This window comes from Paraglaciecola sp. L3A3, from assembly GCF_009796765.1.
In the GTDB taxonomy this organism is placed as follows: Bacteria; Pseudomonadota; Gammaproteobacteria; order Enterobacterales; family Alteromonadaceae; genus Paraglaciecola.
Genome location: NZ_CP047023.1, coordinates 4623945 through 4641332, shown reverse-complemented (window position 1 = coordinate 4641332; position 17388 = coordinate 4623945). Strand labels below are relative to the sequence as shown.

Here is a 17388-nt window from a genome sequence, read left to right as displayed (position 1 = left end):
AAATGGCTAATATTTCACAAACAATGCTGACAAAATTGGATGCAGTTTATACCGATACTTTTGGTGTAGCACCAGCTCGACATTTTCAAGCTCCAGGCAGAGTTAATTTAATCGGCGAACATACTGATTATAATGATGGTTTTGTTTTACCTTGCGCAATTGATTACCAAACTCTGGTAGCTGTTACACCTAGAGAAGATCAAATCGTACGTGTGGTAGCAGTTGATTATGGCAACGAAAAAGACGAATTTGCTCTAGATACCAAAATTGAAAGTCATCCTACTCAATTATGGAGTAATTATGTTCGAGGTGTAATCAAACATTTACAACTTAGAGGACATCAATTAAAAGGCGCAGATATTGCAATTACTGGTAACGTGCCGCAGGGCGCAGGTTTAAGTTCTTCTGCTTCATTAGAAGTTGCTATCGGTGAAACTTTCCGCCAGCTATATAACTTATCCTTAAGTAAAGCGGATGTGGCTGTAAATGGGCAAGAAGCTGAAAACCAATTTGTTGGTTGTAACTGTGGGATCATGGATCAAATGGTTAGCTCTTGTGGCTCTGAATTGAATGCATTGTTACTCGATTGTCGTTCTTTAGAAACTCAGTTAATTTCTATGCCGAAAGAATTATCAGTGATGATCATTAACTCAAATGTTAAACGTGGTTTAGTCGACAGTGAATATAATACGCGTCGTGAGCAGTGTGAAGAAGCTGCTAGTGTTCTTGGCCTTAAAGCGTTGCGTGATATTAGTCTAGCTGATCTACAAGCAAATAAAGATAAGTTGTCTGAAGTGGTATATAAACGTGCTCACCATGTTGTTTCTGAAAACGAACGCACTTTATTAGCCGCTGATGCCTTACGTGCTGGAGATGCCGCTAAATTATCTGCATTAATGGCTGAATCGCATTTTTCTATGCGTGATGATTTTGAAATTACCGTTGCCCCTATCGACTTTGTTGTGAAAACACTACATGACTACTTAGGCGATAAAGGTGGTGCACGTATGACTGGAGGTGGTTTTGGCGGGTGTATGGTCGCACTAATGCCTCACGATATGGTTGATGGTGCTAAGCAGTTAATTGAAGATAAATACCAAGCTGAGACTGGTTATAAAGAAACCATTTATATCTGTAGTGCTAGTGACGGTGCTGGTGAAGTTCTTTAATCCCGTTCTGAATTAAATCCTAAATAAAAAAGCCCAGATAATATCTGGGCCAAAAATATACTAGGAAAACACACATAAAACTAAACACACTAATTCAGACTGGCTGTTTTGTATTTAGTTCAATTATTCAAAAATAAAATCCTATAAATTTAACTATCTGCTCATTGTAATGCCGAATGTTAGGCAAAAAAAAGCCCAGATAATATCTGGGCTAAAAATATACTAGGAAAACACACATAAAACTAAACACACACAAAGTCAGACTGGCTGTTTTGTATTTAGTTCAATTATTCAAAAATAAAATCCTATAAATTTAACTATCTGCTCATTGTAATGCCGAATGTTAGGCAAAAAAAAAGCCCAGATAATATCTGGGCTAAAAACATACTAGGAAAACACACTAAATATGACTTGTGCTGTTCTATTTAGTTCAATAAATAATACAAATAAATTCGGGCTAATAGTCAAAAACGCTTAATTTTTTTGTAGAGGGTTCTAACAATAAGACTCAACTGTGTTGTAAACGGGTATAAAGAGCGAGCAAAAAAAAGCCCAGTTAATATCTGGGCTAAAACATACTAGGAAAACACACATAAATAGGACTAGCAGTTTTGTATTTAGTTCAACTATTCAAAAATAAAATATGATTTAATTCTAGTTCATGATTTGTTGGTACCTATTGGACAGTTTACGCACTCTCCATCTAAAACAACTTTCTTTTCTTTAAGCAAAAAAAAGCCCAGATAATATCCGGGCTAAAAACATACTAGGAAAACACACATAAAACTAAACACACACAAAATCAGACTGGCTGTTGTGTGTTTAGTTCAATTATTCAAAAATAAAATCCTAATAATTCAACTATCTGCTCATTGTAATGCCGAATGTTAGGCAAAAAAAAGCCCAGATAATATCTGGGCTAAAAACATACTAGGAAAACACACATAAAACTAAACACACTAAATATGACTTGTGCTGTTCTATTTAGTTCAATAAATAATACAAATAAATTCGGGCTAATAGTCAATACAGTTTTTTGTTGTTTGTAGAATGCTCAAACTCCAATACTTTACTGGTTTGAGAGCTGAGATAAGTTACGGGTAAAAAAAAGCCCAGATAATATCTGGGCTAAAAACATACTAGGAAAACACACACAAAACTAAACACACCAAATATGACTTGTGCTGCTCTATTTAGTTCAATAAATAATACAAATAAATTCGGGCAAATAGTCAAAAACGCTTAATTTTTTTGTAGAGGGTTCTAACAATAAGACTCAACTGTGTTGTAAAAAGGTATAAATAGCGAGCAAAAAAAAGCCCAGATAATATCTGGGCTAAAAACATACTAGGAAAACACACACAAAACTAAACACACCAAATATGACTTGTGCTGCTCTATTTAGTTCAATGAATAATACAAATAATTGTGGTTTATTTGATAAGCCTTTGCATTGCCAGTAAATATGCATTCTGTAGCTTGATTAAATCGTCAGAAAAAGTGAAGCCCAATGTTTAAATACTTTTAGCTAAGCTAGCCAAGCTCTGTTTTGATAGGCTTTATACCAATCTAGCTAAAAAACTGATCTCTGAGTGTACATTTATTAGAGTTGGTATTAACACTCATAGAGCTGCATTATGTTTTGCGCATCAAGCCATTAGTAAAATTAATGAGAGATATAAAACCTTATTCATATTTCTTCCTTTTAATTGAAGGGGTAAAACATATGAAGCAGCTGAAAAACAAATAGAACAATTTTATTAAGATAACTAGCAGTGTCTGCTCAGATATTTTGTTAATCTGAAAATTATTAGATTAAAAAGTTAAGCATCTATGAAAAAGAATATCATGACATTACTGGTTTGTATGATTTTATGTTCTTGTATTATACGCCCCAATGTAACTGAGAGAAGTGATTCCGTCGCCATAAAGCAAGGGCTCTACATGGGAAACCAACAAGATTTACATGTGTACTTATTGATTGGTCAATCTAATATGGCAGGTCGAGCTCCTTTGTTAGCTGAGCAATATAATGTGCTTGAAAATACTTTATTACTAGATGCTAAAGGGCAGTGGCAATTAGCAACAAATCCATTAAATCGATATTCTAGTATTCGTAAAAATTTAGTGATGCAGAAATTAGGTGTGGGTTACTCTTTCGCAAATACCCTGTTACAAGATTTATCTAAGCGTCAACCGCAAGTTAAAATTGGCCTAGTAGTGAATGCTAAAGGCGGTTCTAGTATTAGCGAATGGCAGCCAGATAAACATTTTTATCAACAAGCACTTCAACGAGTCAGACAAGCTCAACAAACAGGTACCTTAAAAGGAATATTATGGCATCAAGGAGAGACGGACTTTGAAGACACTGACTACCTTAATAAGTTAGTCAGCTTAGTGAATAATTTAAGAGCCGATTTGAATCTACCCGAATTACCTTTTGTTGCAGGGCAAATTAATCAAACAGAGTTAATTAATCAACAAATTGCACAGCTTCCAAAGCAATTAAAGTTTACTGATTTTGTCAGTGCAAAAAACCTTACAGCCATGGACAGGTGGCATTTTGATAATGATAGTATGCTCTTATTAGGTGAAGGTTACGCTAAAAAAATGATGAAAATTCAATGATTACTGCTTTTTAGGGGGATTAGTGCGAGTTAACAATACTATGCAGATTCCACCTAAAATTAACCCACTAGATAGGGTTAAATGCCAGCCTATGGCTTCATTAACAAATAATACGCCACCCAGTGCAGCCCAAATGGGAACAGATAGTTGACTAACTGCTGCAACACTGGGTTTTAGGCTTGGTAATACATGATACCAAAGACTATAACCTAGGCCCGAAGCTAAAATACCTGAGCCTAAAGTGTAAGTTAAACCAAGCCAGCTGATAGTTGAATCATTAAATATATAGACAGCGATTAAACACAATATTGAAATAGGCAGCAAACGTACAAAGTTGCCTAATGTGTCTTTAAGAGGTTCAGTGGATTTAGCTCCGATCAAACTGTAAAACCCCCAAGCAATACCTGCTGCAATCATCAATAAACAGCCAATGATGCTAGGTTTTTCTAACTCAGGATAAACAAAATAAATAAAGCCGATTAACGATAATAATATGCCAGTTAATTCGTAGCGGTTTAATTTATGTCCGGCCAACCAGCCTTTAAACAACATAGTAAATTGAACGCTGGCAAATAAAGCTAAGGCCCCTGTTGCTGTGCTGACTGTTAGATAAGCAAAAGAAAATCCAGCTGCGTAAATGAGCAAATAAAATGCTCCAGCACGGCTTCCATAGTGCCTGATTGAATTAAATTGACTAGGTGTTTTGGCGACCACTATAAAAAATAAAATCGCAGCCGCAGAGATCAATCTAATGGCAGTAAAGCTGATGGGATCGACTTCTTCAACGGCTAGAGCTAAACGGCACAAGACCGAATTCGCAGCAAAAGCAAATAGGGCAATTAAGCTATAACTAAAAGTATCTAGAGAGCGCAAAATTACAATAACAACCAGGTTGCTGTACCTAAAAAGGCAAATATGCCAACCACGTCAGTAATAGTGGTTAAGATAACACTTCCTGCTAGTGCTGGGTCAATGTTTAACTTACGCATGATCATGGGTAAACTTGCCCCTGCTAAACCTGCAGCCACCATATTAATCATCATGGCGAAAGCAATGACAGCACCTAACATAAAATCTTGTTTCCATAAGGCAATTACAGTGGCAATTAACACCGACCAAATGATGCCATTTAAGATACCAATGGCTAATTCTTTACTAATTAACCATCTCGCATTACGAGCCGTTACATGACCTAAAGCCATACCGCGTATCACTAAAGTGAGGGTCTGATTACCGGCGGCACCGCCCATACTAGGTACGATTGTATTAAGGATTGCTAATACTGCTAATTCACTTAGTGTTGTTTCAAATAAATCGCTGACTGCTGCAGCCATTAGTGCAGTAAATAAGTTGACGCCTAACCATAAACTACGTCGCTGAGTACTTTTAACTACGGGGGCAAAGGTGTCTTCTTCGTCATCTAAACCGGCCATACTCATCATGGAGTGTTCGGCGTCTTCACGGATAATATCAACCACATCATCTATGGTGATCCGGCCTAACAAGTGATTATTTTTGTCGACTACTGGTGCTGATAACCAATTATATCGTTCAAATAAATTGGCTACTTCACCATCTTCCATGTCTACGGGAATTGAAATCGAGTCTTTAATTAAAGATTCAACGGGGGTGTCAGGAGCGGCCGTGATTAATCTAGTAATGGCCACACCACCCATTAATTTATCTTCACTGTCTACTACATACAAAGTATCTGTATGTTCAGGCATATCACCTTTTAGCCGTAGATAACGCAGAATTACGTCAACATTAATTTTATGACGAAGGGTAATGGTATCTGTATTCATGATGAAACCAGCGGTTTCCTCACCATAAGATAAGCCTAATTCGGCTCTTTGCCTGTCCTGTTCGTCCATGGTTGCCAGTAAATCCTGAGAAACTGATTCGGGTAGAGTGCTGAGTGTTTCCACCAAATCATCAGTGTCCATCTCTTCGAGGGCGTCTGTGATTTTCTCCGGCAACATTGTATCTATGATGCCATTACGGACATCTTCAGATAATTCTTCTAATACATCACTATATAAATCAGGTTCAATTAGTGGCCATAAAATTAAACGACTACGGCTACGACTTGATTCCAAAAGCAAAGCAATGTCACAAGGCTGCAGTTGTTGCAGCATGTCTTTTACTAGCCCTGTATTATCATCTGCTAGTGCATCATCGATAGCATGAAGTTGGCTTTTTGTGCTTTTAGTTTTGAAGGTCTCTGGCATGAATTACAAATATTTACCCAATTAATAGAAAGATGAAATGATGATAGCGCATTGGATACACGCCCATAGTTTAATCGATAGTCGGCTGTAGGTCAGTACAAATTTTCTGAAGTTTTTGTTAAAAAGCAAAAGTATGCGCAGCTTATAAGTGACGAAGTCATGCTTGGTGTGCGAAGCACATTAAAGATTCTTATTCTTCCTCATTAAACTTATCAACAATCAGGCTTTCTACCGCGTCCAAGGCTGCTTGGGCATCTTTGCCTTCACTGACGACTTTAACTTCTTCACCTTGGTGGCTTTCTAACATCATTAGGCCTAACACACTATTGGCAGAGGCTTGTTTATCGCCTTGATATAAGGTGATTTCAGCATCAAATTGAGTGGTTAATTTTACTAATTGTGTTGCTGCTCGGGCGTGCAACCCTAGCTTATTGACAATAAGCAGTGTTTTTTCAATCCTTGGCATAGTTTACCTATTTAGTTCGCGGTGGCGAATTTGTACATCTGGATGTGAGTCACTAAACGTTTTAGCTAGGATTTCGGTGACATAGACAGATCTATGTTGGCCGCCTGTACAGCCTATTGCTATGGTCACGTAACTACGATTGTTTCTTTCTAAGTGGGGTAACCAAGTAGAAATTAAATTTTGAATTTGCCAAATAAATTTAGTCACTATAGGTTGTGAACCTAAGAATATTTGTACAGGACTGTCGAGACCTGTTAATTGTTTGAGATCTGGCTCCCAGTGCGGGTTAGGTAAAAAGCGGGCGTCAAATACGTAATCTGCGTCTTTGGGAATGCCATATTTAAAACCAAATGATTCAAACACTAATACTAATCTAGAACTTTTTTTACCCAAAATCCTTTCACGTACTATTTCAGCTAATTGGTGAACTGATAACTGATCGGTATCTAAATAAAGGTCAGCCCGTTCGGCAATAGGGGCTAATAATTTACTTTCAGCTTGGATCGCATCAGACAACGATTTATTTTGTTTAGACAGTGGGTGTAAACGTCTAGTTTCACTAAAACGTTTAATCAAAATATCATCACTGGCATCTAGATAAAGTATGGTTAGATTCCATGTAGAAGGTAAATAATCGAGAATTTCCACTAGCTCGTTAGTGTCTTTCGGTAAGTTTCTTACGTCGATACTTACTGCCACTTGATCGTATTCATCTACCACTGTGTGGGTCAGAGTGGGCAACAAGTTAACTGGGATATTGTCTACACAATAGTAACCGAGATCTTCCAATGCTCGTAATACTACAGATTTACCTGAGCCTGATCGTCCGCTGATAATGATGAGTTTCATTTAGCTCATAACCTCAAATAGTTCTTGATTAGTTTTTGCACTGCGAATTCTATGTAATGTATCTTTGTTCGTTAATTTTTGGGCAATCGCAGATAAAGTACCTAAGTGTTCGGATGCTTTTTCTTCTGGCACTAAAATAGCAATAAAAATATCTACAGGTTGATTGTCAATAGCATCATAGGGAATAGGTGTTTCACTGGTGACCACTATGGCTAAGACATTTTCTAGATCTTTTAATCTACCATGGGGGAGGGCGATACCATTGCCAATCCCAGTGCTACCCATTTTTTCTCTGCCGGTTAAACTGGCCAGTATGGTTGCTTGATCTATGTTGCTAATCACTTGAGACGCCGTTTGGCTAATGAGTTCAAGTACTCTTTTTTTACTAGTGCCCTGAACTGCACATAAAGTGCAGTCAGGGTGAAGAATGTCTTTAATTTCCATTATGGGATTCTATAGTTAATGGCGTTTGACTTTTTCCTTATGCCTAATCACTTGTCTATCAAGTTTATCGATTAAGCCATCTATTGCTGCATACATATCTGCATGCTCAGATGTTGCGAACACCTCCGTTCCACTGAGGTGTAATGTAGCTTCGGCTTTTTGACTAAGCTTTTCTACATTTAAAATTACGTGCACATTGTTGATATGATCAAAATGTCGTTCTAACTTGGTGAATTTAGTGTCGACATAGTCTCTCAAAGAATCTGTAATATCTACATGATGACCAGTAAGGTTAATTTGCATATCGCCTCTTCCTTCTAAAATTCGCCTATAATAGGCTCTTACGTTGGTTAGACGGGGGTATCAATAATGATTCCCGGTATTTTGCTATTGTTCGCCTGGCCACTTGTATACCTTGGTCGGCCAACAATTGTGCAATTTTGCTGTCGCTTAAAGGTTTACTTGGCTTTTCAGCTGCGACCAGCTTTTTGATCAACGCTCTAATGGCTGTTGATGAACATTCTCCGCCCGCATCTGTTGCTACATGGCTTGAGAAAAAATATTTAAGTTCAAAAATACCTCTAGGTGTATGCATATACTTTTGCGTGGTTACTCGTGAAATAGTCGATTCGTGCATGTCCACCATTTCTGCCACATCATTTAACACCATAGGTTTCATCATTTCGGGACCGTGTTCAAAAAATCCCATTTGTTGTTGTACTATACAATTAGATACTTTTAATAAGGTTTCGTTCCGACTCTCAACACTTTTAATAAACCATTTGGCTTCTTGTAAATGAGAACGAATAAATTGGCTATCAGAACTGTTTTTGACACTTTTACTCATGGCTGCATATTGCTGATTTACGTTCAGCTTTGGCAAACTGTCTGGGTTAAGTTCAACGGCCCAGCGACCATTTTTTTTGCTTACCGATACATCTGGAATAACGTATTCTGGTTCTCCAGTAACGATAGCCGTACCCGGACGAGGGTTGAGCGTTTGTAGTAAACGCATGGCTTCTCGTAACTCTTCTTCTTTTAGACGAGTTTTACGCATTAAGGTACGATAATCTTTACTACCAATCAGATCACAATAGTCGGTAATTAACATTTTGGCTTCTGCTAGCCATGGAGTTTCAGCTGCAAACTGTTTTAATTGAATCAGTAGGCATTCTTGTGCGCTTCTGGCGCCAGAGCCGATTGGATCGAGCATTTGAATACGTTTAAGTACCACTTCTACTTCATCTAACTCAATTTCTTCATCGTCCATGCTGGCCAATACTTCTTCTGTGCTGATGGTTAAATAACCACCTTCATCAATAGAATCAATAATGGCGATAGCTATGGCTTGATCGTTATCGCTGAAATGGGTCAGGCGCACTTGCCAAAGTAAATGGTCTTGAATATTGTCAGTGGTCTCACCTTGGAAAATTTGGTCGTCATCATGTGACGGGCCAGAACTGCTAACAGGTGAAGGCGCTGGGGCAGATGAAGCACTTAAATATTCATCCCAAGTGCTATCTAATGGTAAGTCTTCTGGAATATCGTTGTTTTGTAAAGCATCGCCTGAGTCAATATTGTCGACATTGACCTCTGAAGCGTCATTTGCGCCATTGGCATCATGATTGGTTTCTAAAGCTTTATCACCAGCACTATCAAATTGCTCGTCTACTTCCAATAGAGGGTTTGAATCAAGTGCCTCTTGGATCTCTGTTTGTAAGTCAAGTGTAGACAGTTGCAGGAGCTTAATCGCTTGCTGCAACTGAGGTGTCATTGTGAGTTGTTGGCTAAATTTTAACTGTAAAGAGGGTTTCATTTACTTCTTATGTTTAATTTATGTTTAATTCGTTGTTGATATCAGCCGAGTCAATTTATGGCTAACTATAGCCTGAATTGCTCACCAAGGTATACATCTCTTACACGTTGATCACTTAAAACTTCTTCTGAGGTACCAGATGCAATGAGTTCACCGTGACTTACTATATAAGCTTTTTCGCATACATCTAAGGTTTCACGTACGTTATGGTCAGTAATTAATACACCTATCCCTCGGTCTCGTAAATGTTGAATTATTTTTTTTATATCATTTACTGAAATAGGGTCGACCCCTGCAAATGGTTCGTCAAGTAGAATAAACTCAGGATCTGCTGCCAGTGCCCGAGCAATTTCTACACGGCGGCGTTCTCCACCAGAAAGGCTCATGCCTAAGCTGTTGCGAATATGGTTAATGTTAAACTCATCCAATAATGAGTCAGCCTGTTGTTCTCTTTGTTCTTTGGATAGCTCTTTGCGAGTTTGCAATATAGCCATTAAATTCTGATAAACAGTGAGCTTTCTAAAAATAGAGGCTTCTTGTGGTAAATAACCGATACCTTGTCGGGCTCGGACATGCATGGGTTGTAAAGTTAAAGCTTGTTGATCAATATATATTTCACCCTTATCAAGGGGGACTAAGCCAACAATCATATAAAAGGTTGTGGTTTTTCCGGCACCATTTGGCCCTAACAAGCCAACAATTTGTCCTGTGGATACCTCTAAGCTGACATCTCTAACAACTTGTCGTGATTTATAAGACTTGGCTAAATGAGAGGCTTTTAATACGGCCATTAAGGTTTTGATCCCTGTTGTTTGACGCTGTTAACTTTGTTTTTAGATTCGGGTTGGAAAATTGTAATAACCCGACCACTTTCTTGATTATTGCCTTGAGCAATGATTTGTTCAAGCTCCATGTTGAACATAATCGAATTACCTTTCACACTGCTGGAGTTTTGTTCGATTTGTGCATCACCTTTAAGTGATAAAGAGCGAGTATCTCTTCTGTACATGATTTCTTTAGCTTTGGCGGTAACTTTACTACCATCTTCCTGCTGCTGAGAATATTCTGCTGGATTGCCTGTGGCAATGAATATTTCATTTCCCTCACCTTGGCTGGCATCTACTTTGACTTCATCGGCGGTCACGACAAGGCTGCCTTGGCTAATTTGAACATTACCACGATATATAGCTTGCTTATTAATGCCATCACCTTCTTGATAATTAGAGGCAACTTTGATGGTTTGAGTAAAGTCTTCCTTGCCGGCAAATGCTGATGTCGACACTAAAATTGCAAGAACTAACTTAGTCTTGAGAAGATGGCTGGTAAACGGTTTTAACATGATCTAGTAACTCGTATTTTTGGGTTTCAAGGCTAACGGTAAAGCCGTTGCTGTTAATGACATAGTTTGGACCGATAATTTCTACAGCCTGATCTGAGGTCATGGTTTTGTCAATTAAATTTATTTCTACAAAACTGGTACGTATGGTTTGAACATAACCATCTTTATTTAAGCTCTTGATTTCGACATCGTTCTCGAATTGTAAACGTTGGTCTTCGTATAAGGTGCCTTCTTGTGCATTGACTTGCCAAGGATGTTCGGTTTGAGAAAATAGCAAATATTCAGGCTGCTTAAAGAGGGTAAATCCTAATAAATCATAGTTTTCCATATATTCTGCAAAAACTTGATGATTGATTTTACCGGTTTTATCGTAAAGAGTGCTACGCATTTTTTTGGCTTGATAATTTGGGATCCAAGCTTCTTCTGTTTGTGAAATGGGGATTATTTCTTCTTTTTGTAACCAGCCGGGTAGGCTTAAAGCTAATGCGAGAATAAACAATAAGCCGATACAGACAGTGACTCTATTCATACACTAGAGCCGTGAATTAATTGCAGCTGGTTATTGGCCAGTAAAATTAAATCGCACAATTCTCGTACAGCGCCAAATCCACCTTTTGTCCGGGTAACATAATGGGCACTATTGGCTACAACTGGATGTCCATCTTGTACACACACATTTAATGCGGAAAGTTGGAACATTCCTATATCGGGCATATCATCACCAATCGCAGCCGTTGAGTTAGTATTTAGACCAAGCTCGGCTTGTAGTTTTTCGAGGGCTGGGCGTTTGTTTTCACAGCCTTGTAAAATATGTTTTACCCCTAGAGAAGTCATTCTTGTTTCGACCATATTCGAACTGCGTCCGGTAATAATCGCTACTTCTATACCCATTTTTTGTATGGCTTTTATTCCGTAGCCATCTTTTGTGTGAAAGGCTTTTAGTTCTTCTCCATCTTGACCCATGTATATTCTGCCGTCAGAAAAAACACCGTCAACATCACAGGCCAGTAATTTAATTTTTTTTAATCTTTGCAATAAAGCACTGTTGATTGGGCCATATGGAGTATCAATTGAAGTCATTAAATAATTCCTGCTTGAAGTAATATTTGCATATTGATTGCGCCAATAGGTTTGTTAGCCGCATCCGTGACGAATAAAGAATTAATTTTATGCTGTTGCATCAATTTTAATACCTCAGCCGCGAGCATTTCAGGGGAGGCGGTTATACTATTTTGGGTCATTATTTGTTTGATTGTTGTGTGGTGTACGTCAATTTTGTCATCCAATACTCGACGTAAATCACCATCGGTAAATATACCGACTAATTGACCTGATTGCTCGACAATTCCAGTCATACCAAGCGCTTTATGAGATATTTCGACTAATGCCTGACGTAAAGTGTGTTCAGGAGTGACTAAGGGTAAAGCTTCTCCTTTAACCATGATATCAGCAAGGGATAATAGTAATTTTTTACCTAAAGACCCACCAGGATGTGACAGAGCAAAGTCTTCTGAGGTAAAACCTCTTTCATCTAGTAAGGCAACAGCTAAGGCATCACCCATCACTAGTGTGGCAGTGGTACTTGAAGTGGGGGCTAATCCTAATGAACAGGCTTCTTTGTCCACTTTTATACATAAATTTATATTGGCATATTGACCTAATGTGGATTTGGCATTTGAGGTCATGGCAATAATAGGTACACCTAAACGTTTAACTACAGGAATGAGTGCTAATAACTCAGCTGTTTCACCAGAATTGGAAATGGCTAATAAAATGTCTTGTTCGGTCAACATTCCTAAATCACCATGATTAGCTTCCGCTGGGTGCATGAAAAATGCTGGTGTGCCAGTACTGGCTAATGTGGCCGATATTTTATGACCAATATGCCCAGACTTACCCATGCCACAAACTATGACTTTTCCTTTGCAGGATAAAATAAGCTGGCAGGCTTGTTCGAAAGAATGATCGATATATTGAGTTAACTTCTCAATCGCCTGCTGTTCTATGGTTAATACTCTTAAGGCTGATTTAATAAATTCGCTCATAGTGATCAACTAAATAATAAATATTGATAACCGAAGAAACAGGCGATGAGACAACCACCTTCCACGCGATTAATTCGTCTACTGCCCCTTATGTTAAAGCTAAATACAAGGAGCAATACAGTGAGGCCTATCATCACATAACTATCTCGAGTGGCGGCGTTAGCATCAATAACGCCGGGGGCAATCAATCCAGGCATAGCAAGTACGGCCAAAATGTTGAATATATTGGAGCCAATAATGTTACCTAAGGCGAGGTCGTCTTCGCCTTTTAATACACCTGCCACACAGGCTGCGAGTTCGGGTAGACTGGTACCTATAGCGATTATAGTAAGGCCAATGACAAGTTCGCTTAGTCCAAAGTGGCGAGCAATGATCTCTGCGGATTGGACCATGAAATAAGCACTTAATGGTAGTAAAATCATACCGATAATTAACCAGCTCACAGCTTTTGAAGTAGATACACCTGAGGGTATTTCACTTTCGGCTTCAGGTTGCAAAGGATCGCCTTTCTCCACATGAATCGACATCCAAGCTAAAGCACCAATAACTACAAAGAATAAAACGATTAATATTATGCCTTCTAAACGTATCAGTTCATAATCAGCAAGAAAATAAACTGCTAATAAAGAGACGGCTAAAAGCAAAGGCATTTCTTTTTTTAAGGTACTTGAAGCAATGGAAAGAGGTTTTAGTAAAGCTGTAATTCCAAGTACAAGAGCAATGTTTGTGATATTTGAGCCAATTGCGTTGCCGACAGCGGTATCTGTGCCACCATTAAATGAAGCTGTGGCAGCAACCATTATTTCTGGGGCAGAAGATCCCATTGCGACTATAGTTAGACCTATTATCATAGGTGAAACCCCTATGTTTTTAGCCAGTACTGATGCGCCAAATACAAATCGGTCAGCAGCCAAACTTAATACTACTAACCAGACAAGAAAATAACATGCTTCTAAAATCACAAACGTTCACTTCTTTTAATCATAAGAGCCTAGTGCTAATTGTCGCAAAAAGTTAGCTGGTTTCATATGAATAAAGAATAAAAAAAAACGTCACTATAGGTTTGAGGCTTTTTATGCAGAAAACTAACTCAATTAACGCTTGGGCTAAGTTGAAATAGATATTTGACGGATATTATGCTGAATAATATTGAGTAAAATGGAAAAGGCTTGGAACTTAATGTTCATAAATCGCACAAACACAGTTAAGGTGCAGTGGTTAAGTTTATGTTCAGCAAAATTAATTATACTTTGTTACTTATTCTTTTTGTCCTTTTAGCAGGAAAACGAATACAATACACGGCTGATGAAGGGTTTTTTTTTGACCCATGTGTTTAACTAATTTGGAATTCCCATCTTTTAATGGAAAATTTGATTGAAATAGACAATCTAACGTTTAGCCGCAACGGCCGTATTATCTATGATGATATTTCTTTGCGTATTCAAAAAGGTAAAACAACCGCCATAATGGGGCCAAGTGGCATAGGTAAAACCACTATGTTACGACTTATGGGAGGGCAGCTTACCCCTGATAAAGGAGACATTCGTTTTAAAGATGAGTCTATTCCTGGCATGAGCCGAAATAGATTATTTGAAGTTCGCCGACAAATGAGTATGTTGTTTCAAAGTGGTGCGCTTTTTACCGACATGTCTGTATTTGATAATGTAGCGTTTCCTTTGCGTGAGCATACTAAATTATCTGAAACTCTTATTCACACAGTGGTGATGTTAAAATTACAGGCTGTGGGACTGAGAGGAGCAGCTCAACTTATGCCTGCTGAGTTATCTGGTGGTATGGCTAGACGGGCAGCACTTGCCAGAGCGATAGCGTTAGATCCGGAACTTATCATGTATGACGAACCTTTCGCAGGGCAAGACCCAATTTCAATGGGTGTTTTGGTTAAGTTAATTAAAGCCTTAAATGATGCTCTAAAGTTAACCAGTGTTGTTGTGACTCATGATGTGACTGAAGTATTAACGATTGCTGACTATATCTATATCCTTGCCGAGCGCAAAGTGATTGGTAGTGGTACCCCTGAAGAAATTAGAAATAGCGACTCACCTTTAGTTCAACAGTTTTTGCTGGGACAAGCTGATGGTCCAGTGCCATTTCATTACCCAGCTTCTAATATTACGCAAGCTTTCATAGGAGGAGAACTATGAATTGGCTAGCTAACTTTGGGGCGTCTGCCATTGATAAAATATCTACCTTTGGCCGAGCTTCATTTATGCTGTGGGGAGCGGTTGTTGCTAAACCACAGCCAGCAAAATTAATTCCACTGACAATTAAACAGCTTCATGTTGTTGGTGTGCAGTCTTTGTTAATTATTGTTGTTTCTGGTTTATTTATCGGCATGGTAATGGCCTTACAAGGTTATACCATACTTGTGGGATATGGAGCTGAAGGCAGTTTAGGGCCTATGGTGGCTTTGTCATTATTGCGAGAACTTGGGCCTGTGGTGACTGCATTGTTGTTTGCTGGGCGCGCTGGTTCAGCATTGACTGCTGAAATTGGTTTAATGAAAGCCACAGAGCAACTAAGTAGTTTAGAAATGATGGCTGTTGATCCCTTACGAAGAGTGATAGCTCCTCGTTTATGGGCCGGTATTATTTCAATGCCAATGTTGGCGCTAATATTTAGTGCTGTAGGCATAATTGGTGGCCACTTAGTTGGGGTTGATTGGTTAGGAGTTGATGAAGGTAGTTATTGGTCGATAATGCAATCAACCGTTGATTGGAATAAAGACGTAATGAATGGTGTGATTAAAAGCTTTGTTTTTGCTTTTGTTATCACTTGGATCGCCACTTTCAAAGGGTATGACTCTATACCCACGTCTGAAGGTATTAGTAAAGCAACGACTGAAACAGTGGTGTTCTCATCGTTAGCTGTTTTAGGGTTAGATTTCATTCTAACTGCATTAATGTTCGGAATTGAGTAAAGGAAATGGGAATGAAATCCAGAAAAGCAGAATTGTTGGTAGGTTTTTTTGTTGTGTTGACTATTGCTGCTGGGCTATTACTAGCTTTAAAAGTGGCTAACCAAAGTATGACTAACTCGGGTGATAGTTATATCTTACATGCCAAATTTGATAATATTGGCGGTCTAAAAGAAAGGTCTGCTGTAAAAGTTGGTGGGGTAACCGTTGGTCGGGTGGATCGTATTGCACTGGATCATGATGATTTTACACCCATAGTGACTATGAGTATTTCCTCAGAATTTAAAACATTTCCAGAAACTAGTTCGGTGTCTATATTAACTTCGGGTTTGTTGGGTGAACAATATATTGGTTTTCAACCGGGTTTCGCTATAGACGGCATTGAAAATTTAGCTGATGGTGACTACATAGAAGACACTAAATCAGCATTGGTGTTAGAAGACCTTATCGGTCAATTTTTGTTTGGCAATAACGATTAAGGTATAAAGGAGAGTTTATAGTGTTAAAACGATTGACCCAATTAGTAGTGGGCGGGTGTTTCTTATTTACGTCTGGAATGATTCAAGCAGACGAGTTGAACCCTTACGAAATGATCCAAGTAGTGGCCAATAAAACTTTTGATCGAATTAAAAGTGAACAGCCTGAAATTGAAAAGAACCCAGAATTATTGCGTACCATTATGGAAGAGGAGCTATTACCTCATATTGATTACAATTTCTCTGCTTTAAAAGTGCTAGGTAATAACTTCAAAAAAGTGCCTAAAGATAAAATACCTGAATATATTAGTGTGTTCCGCTCATACTTAATTACCACTTATTCTATTGCTTTATCTTATTATAAAAATCAACAAGTAGAGTTTCAGCCAACTAGAGAAATCGATGATGAAACGGCTGTGACGGTTCGGGCTATTATTAAAGATCCAAACCGCCCTGATATTAATATTTCCTTCAAATTGCGGAAAAACAAACGCACTAATGAGTGGAAAACTTATGACATGGTTGCTGAAGGCATCAGTATGTTATCAAGTAAACAAAGTGAGTTTGAAGCCATCCTACGTAAAGACGGAATTCAAGCGGTCATTGACTTGATGAAAGGTGCGATTGCTAAACCCTTAGTTCTTGAATCTAACAAAAAGGATAGTTAGGTGAAAGCACTTACTGTTGTTGAACAAGGTAGCGGTTATTTTGCCCTGCAAGGTGATTTAAATCGTAATACCGTACCTGCGTTTCAGCAATCTTTACAGGAGCTTGTTCTGTTTAGCCAAGCTTCGCCAAAAGAAATCGCCACATTAGATATGTCTGGAATTGAGCATACTGATACCGCTGGCCTCGCATGGTTAATCAATTTATTAAAAGACTGTAACCAGAAAAACATTAAGTTTGTGATAAAAGATATTCCTGAAACTTTGGTTAATTTAGCAAAAATTAGCGACGTTGATAGCTTTTTGTCGGTACAATAGGCAGTTA

Annotated in this window: 20 protein-coding genes; 7 read left to right on the top strand and 13 right to left on the bottom strand. The window is 38.4% G+C overall.

All coding sequences use genetic code 11. The features are described 5' to 3' along the window. The first annotated feature begins 2 nt into the window (after positions 1-2). Both galK and GQR87_RS19160 read left to right on the top strand, forming a co-directional pair. The gene (gene galK / locus GQR87_RS19165; RefSeq protein ID WP_158972178.1) at positions 3-1169 is read left to right on the top strand and encodes a galactokinase; all 1167 of its coding nucleotides are present in this window, start codon (positions 3-5) and stop codon (positions 1167-1169) included. Positions 1170-3002: 1833 nt separating this feature from the next. Beyond that, positions 3003-3797, top strand: a complete 795-nt coding sequence (locus tag GQR87_RS19160) for a sialate O-acetylesterase (RefSeq protein ID WP_158972176.1) — start codon at positions 3003-3005, stop codon at positions 3795-3797. On the opposite strand, the gene GQR87_RS19155 is transcribed toward GQR87_RS19160, so the two are convergent. From GQR87_RS19155 to GQR87_RS19095, 13 genes are all read right to left on the bottom strand, one after another. Continuing rightward, a complete protein-coding gene (locus GQR87_RS19155; protein ID WP_199271648.1) occupies positions 3798-4670 on the bottom strand; it encodes a DMT family transporter in 873 nt (290 codons plus the stop codon). Positions 4671-4672: 2 nt separating this feature from the next. Beyond that, positions 4673-6028: a magnesium transporter gene (gene mgtE / locus GQR87_RS19150; protein ID WP_158972174.1), complete on the bottom strand. Its 1356-nt coding sequence runs from the start codon at positions 6026-6028 to the stop codon at positions 4673-4675. Between the two features lie 190 nt (positions 6029-6218). After that, complete coding sequence (locus GQR87_RS19145) at positions 6219-6494, bottom strand: HPr family phosphocarrier protein (RefSeq protein WP_158972172.1); 276 nt, start codon at positions 6492-6494, stop codon at positions 6219-6221. Positions 6495-6497: 3 nt separating this feature from the next. After that, entirely contained in the window at positions 6498-7343 is an 846-nt protein-coding gene (rapZ, locus tag GQR87_RS19140) for an RNase adapter RapZ (RefSeq protein WP_158972170.1), read from the bottom strand. Then, positions 7344-7787 carry a PTS IIA-like nitrogen regulatory protein PtsN gene (gene ptsN, locus GQR87_RS19135; protein WP_158972168.1) on the bottom strand — a complete coding sequence of 148 codons (444 nt, stop codon included), beginning with the start codon at positions 7785-7787 and terminating at the stop codon, positions 7344-7346. 15 nt (positions 7788-7802) lie between these two features. Beyond that, complete coding sequence (hpf, locus tag GQR87_RS19130; RefSeq protein ID WP_158972166.1) at positions 7803-8090, bottom strand: ribosome hibernation promoting factor; 288 nt, start codon at positions 8088-8090, stop codon at positions 7803-7805. A 25-nt stretch (positions 8091-8115) separates the two neighbouring features. Next, positions 8116-9603, bottom strand: a complete 1488-nt coding sequence (locus GQR87_RS19125) for an RNA polymerase factor sigma-54 (RefSeq protein WP_158972164.1) — start codon at positions 9601-9603, stop codon at positions 8116-8118. A gap of 65 nt (positions 9604-9668) precedes the next feature. Then, positions 9669-10394, bottom strand: a complete 726-nt coding sequence (lptB, locus tag GQR87_RS19120; RefSeq protein WP_158972162.1) for an LPS export ABC transporter ATP-binding protein — start codon at positions 10392-10394, stop codon at positions 9669-9671. After that, positions 10394-10942, bottom strand: a complete 549-nt coding sequence (gene lptA / locus GQR87_RS19115) for a lipopolysaccharide transport periplasmic protein LptA (protein ID WP_158972160.1) — start codon at positions 10940-10942, stop codon at positions 10394-10396. The genes lptB and lptA overlap by 1 nt, the downstream gene beginning before the upstream one ends. Beyond that, entirely contained in the window at positions 10905-11471 is a 567-nt protein-coding gene (gene lptC, locus GQR87_RS19110) for an LPS export ABC transporter periplasmic protein LptC (protein WP_158972158.1), read from the bottom strand. The genes lptA and lptC overlap by 38 nt, the downstream gene beginning before the upstream one ends. Next, on the bottom strand, positions 11468-12022 hold the full coding sequence (gene kdsC, locus GQR87_RS19105) for a 3-deoxy-manno-octulosonate-8-phosphatase KdsC (RefSeq protein ID WP_158972156.1): 555 nt from the start codon (positions 12020-12022) through the stop codon (positions 11468-11470). Before kdsC ends, lptC begins: the two co-directional genes overlap by 4 nt. Next, positions 12022-12987 (bottom strand): KpsF/GutQ family sugar-phosphate isomerase, encoded by a 966-nt coding sequence (locus GQR87_RS19100; RefSeq protein ID WP_158972154.1) that lies wholly within the window; start codon positions 12985-12987, stop codon positions 12022-12024. Before GQR87_RS19100 ends, kdsC begins: the two co-directional genes overlap by 1 nt. A 5-nt stretch (positions 12988-12992) precedes the next feature. Next, positions 12993-13949: a calcium/sodium antiporter gene (locus tag GQR87_RS19095; protein ID WP_158972152.1), complete on the bottom strand. Its 957-nt coding sequence runs from the start codon at positions 13947-13949 to the stop codon at positions 12993-12995. 399 nt (positions 13950-14348) lie between these two features. Here GQR87_RS19095 and GQR87_RS19090 point away from each other — a divergent pair, with 399 nt between their 5' ends. From GQR87_RS19090 to GQR87_RS19070, 5 genes are all read left to right on the top strand, one after another. After that, positions 14349-15149, top strand: a complete 801-nt coding sequence (locus tag GQR87_RS19090) for an ATP-binding cassette domain-containing protein (RefSeq protein ID WP_158972150.1) — start codon at positions 14349-14351, stop codon at positions 15147-15149. Further along, positions 15146-15925 (top strand): lipid asymmetry maintenance ABC transporter permease subunit MlaE, encoded by a 780-nt coding sequence (gene mlaE / locus GQR87_RS19085; RefSeq protein WP_158972148.1) that lies wholly within the window; start codon positions 15146-15148, stop codon positions 15923-15925. The genes GQR87_RS19090 and mlaE overlap by 4 nt, the downstream gene beginning before the upstream one ends. Positions 15926-15936: 11 nt before the next feature. Beyond that, positions 15937-16401 carry an outer membrane lipid asymmetry maintenance protein MlaD gene (gene mlaD, locus GQR87_RS19080; RefSeq protein WP_158972146.1) on the top strand — a complete coding sequence of 155 codons (465 nt, stop codon included), beginning with the start codon at positions 15937-15939 and terminating at the stop codon, positions 16399-16401. Positions 16402-16478: 77 nt separating this feature from the next. Further along, positions 16479-17066, top strand: coding sequence for a phospholipid-binding protein MlaC (locus tag GQR87_RS19075; protein WP_158973093.1), 588 nt, complete (start codon positions 16479-16481; stop codon positions 17064-17066). Next, positions 17067-17381, top strand: a complete 315-nt coding sequence (locus GQR87_RS19070) for a lipid asymmetry maintenance protein MlaB (RefSeq protein ID WP_158972144.1) — start codon at positions 17067-17069, stop codon at positions 17379-17381. It abuts the gene before it with no gap. The last annotated feature ends 7 nt before the right edge of the window (positions 17382-17388 follow it).

Coding starts and splice junctions, on each gene's coding strand:
- galK (WP_158972178.1), top strand. CDS start 3: ATGGCTAATATTTCACAAACAATGCTGACAAAATTGGATGCAGTTTAT.
- GQR87_RS19160 (WP_158972176.1), top strand. CDS start 3,003: ATGAAAAAGAATATCATGACATTACTGGTTTGTATGATTTTATGTTCT.
- mgtE (WP_158972174.1), bottom strand. CDS start 6,028: ATGCCAGAGACCTTCAAAACTAAAAGCACAAAAAGCCAACTTCATGCT.
- GQR87_RS19145 (WP_158972172.1), bottom strand. CDS start 6,494: ATGCCAAGGATTGAAAAAACACTGCTTATTGTCAATAAGCTAGGGTTG.
- rapZ (WP_158972170.1), bottom strand. CDS start 7,343: ATGAAACTCATCATTATCAGCGGACGATCAGGCTCAGGTAAATCTGTA.
- ptsN (WP_158972168.1), bottom strand. CDS start 7,787: ATGGAAATTAAAGACATTCTTCACCCTGACTGCACTTTATGTGCAGTT.
- hpf (WP_158972166.1), bottom strand. CDS start 8,090: ATGCAAATTAACCTTACTGGTCATCATGTAGATATTACAGATTCTTTG.
- GQR87_RS19125 (WP_158972164.1), bottom strand. CDS start 9,603: ATGAAACCCTCTTTACAGTTAAAATTTAGCCAACAACTCACAATGACA.
- lptB (WP_158972162.1), bottom strand. CDS start 10,394: ATGGCCGTATTAAAAGCCTCTCATTTAGCCAAGTCTTATAAATCACGA.
- lptA (WP_158972160.1), bottom strand. CDS start 10,942: ATGTTAAAACCGTTTACCAGCCATCTTCTCAAGACTAAGTTAGTTCTT.
- lptC (WP_158972158.1), bottom strand. CDS start 11,471: ATGAATAGAGTCACTGTCTGTATCGGCTTATTGTTTATTCTCGCATTA.
- kdsC (WP_158972156.1), bottom strand. CDS start 12,022: ATGACTTCAATTGATACTCCATATGGCCCAATCAACAGTGCTTTATTG.
- GQR87_RS19100 (WP_158972154.1), bottom strand. CDS start 12,987: ATGAGCGAATTTATTAAATCAGCCTTAAGAGTATTAACCATAGAACAG.
- GQR87_RS19090 (WP_158972150.1), top strand. CDS start 14,349: ATGGAAAATTTGATTGAAATAGACAATCTAACGTTTAGCCGCAACGGC.
- mlaE (WP_158972148.1), top strand. CDS start 15,146: ATGAATTGGCTAGCTAACTTTGGGGCGTCTGCCATTGATAAAATATCT.
- mlaD (WP_158972146.1), top strand. CDS start 15,937: ATGAAATCCAGAAAAGCAGAATTGTTGGTAGGTTTTTTTGTTGTGTTG.
- GQR87_RS19075 (WP_158973093.1), top strand. CDS start 16,479: ATGATTCAAGCAGACGAGTTGAACCCTTACGAAATGATCCAAGTAGTG.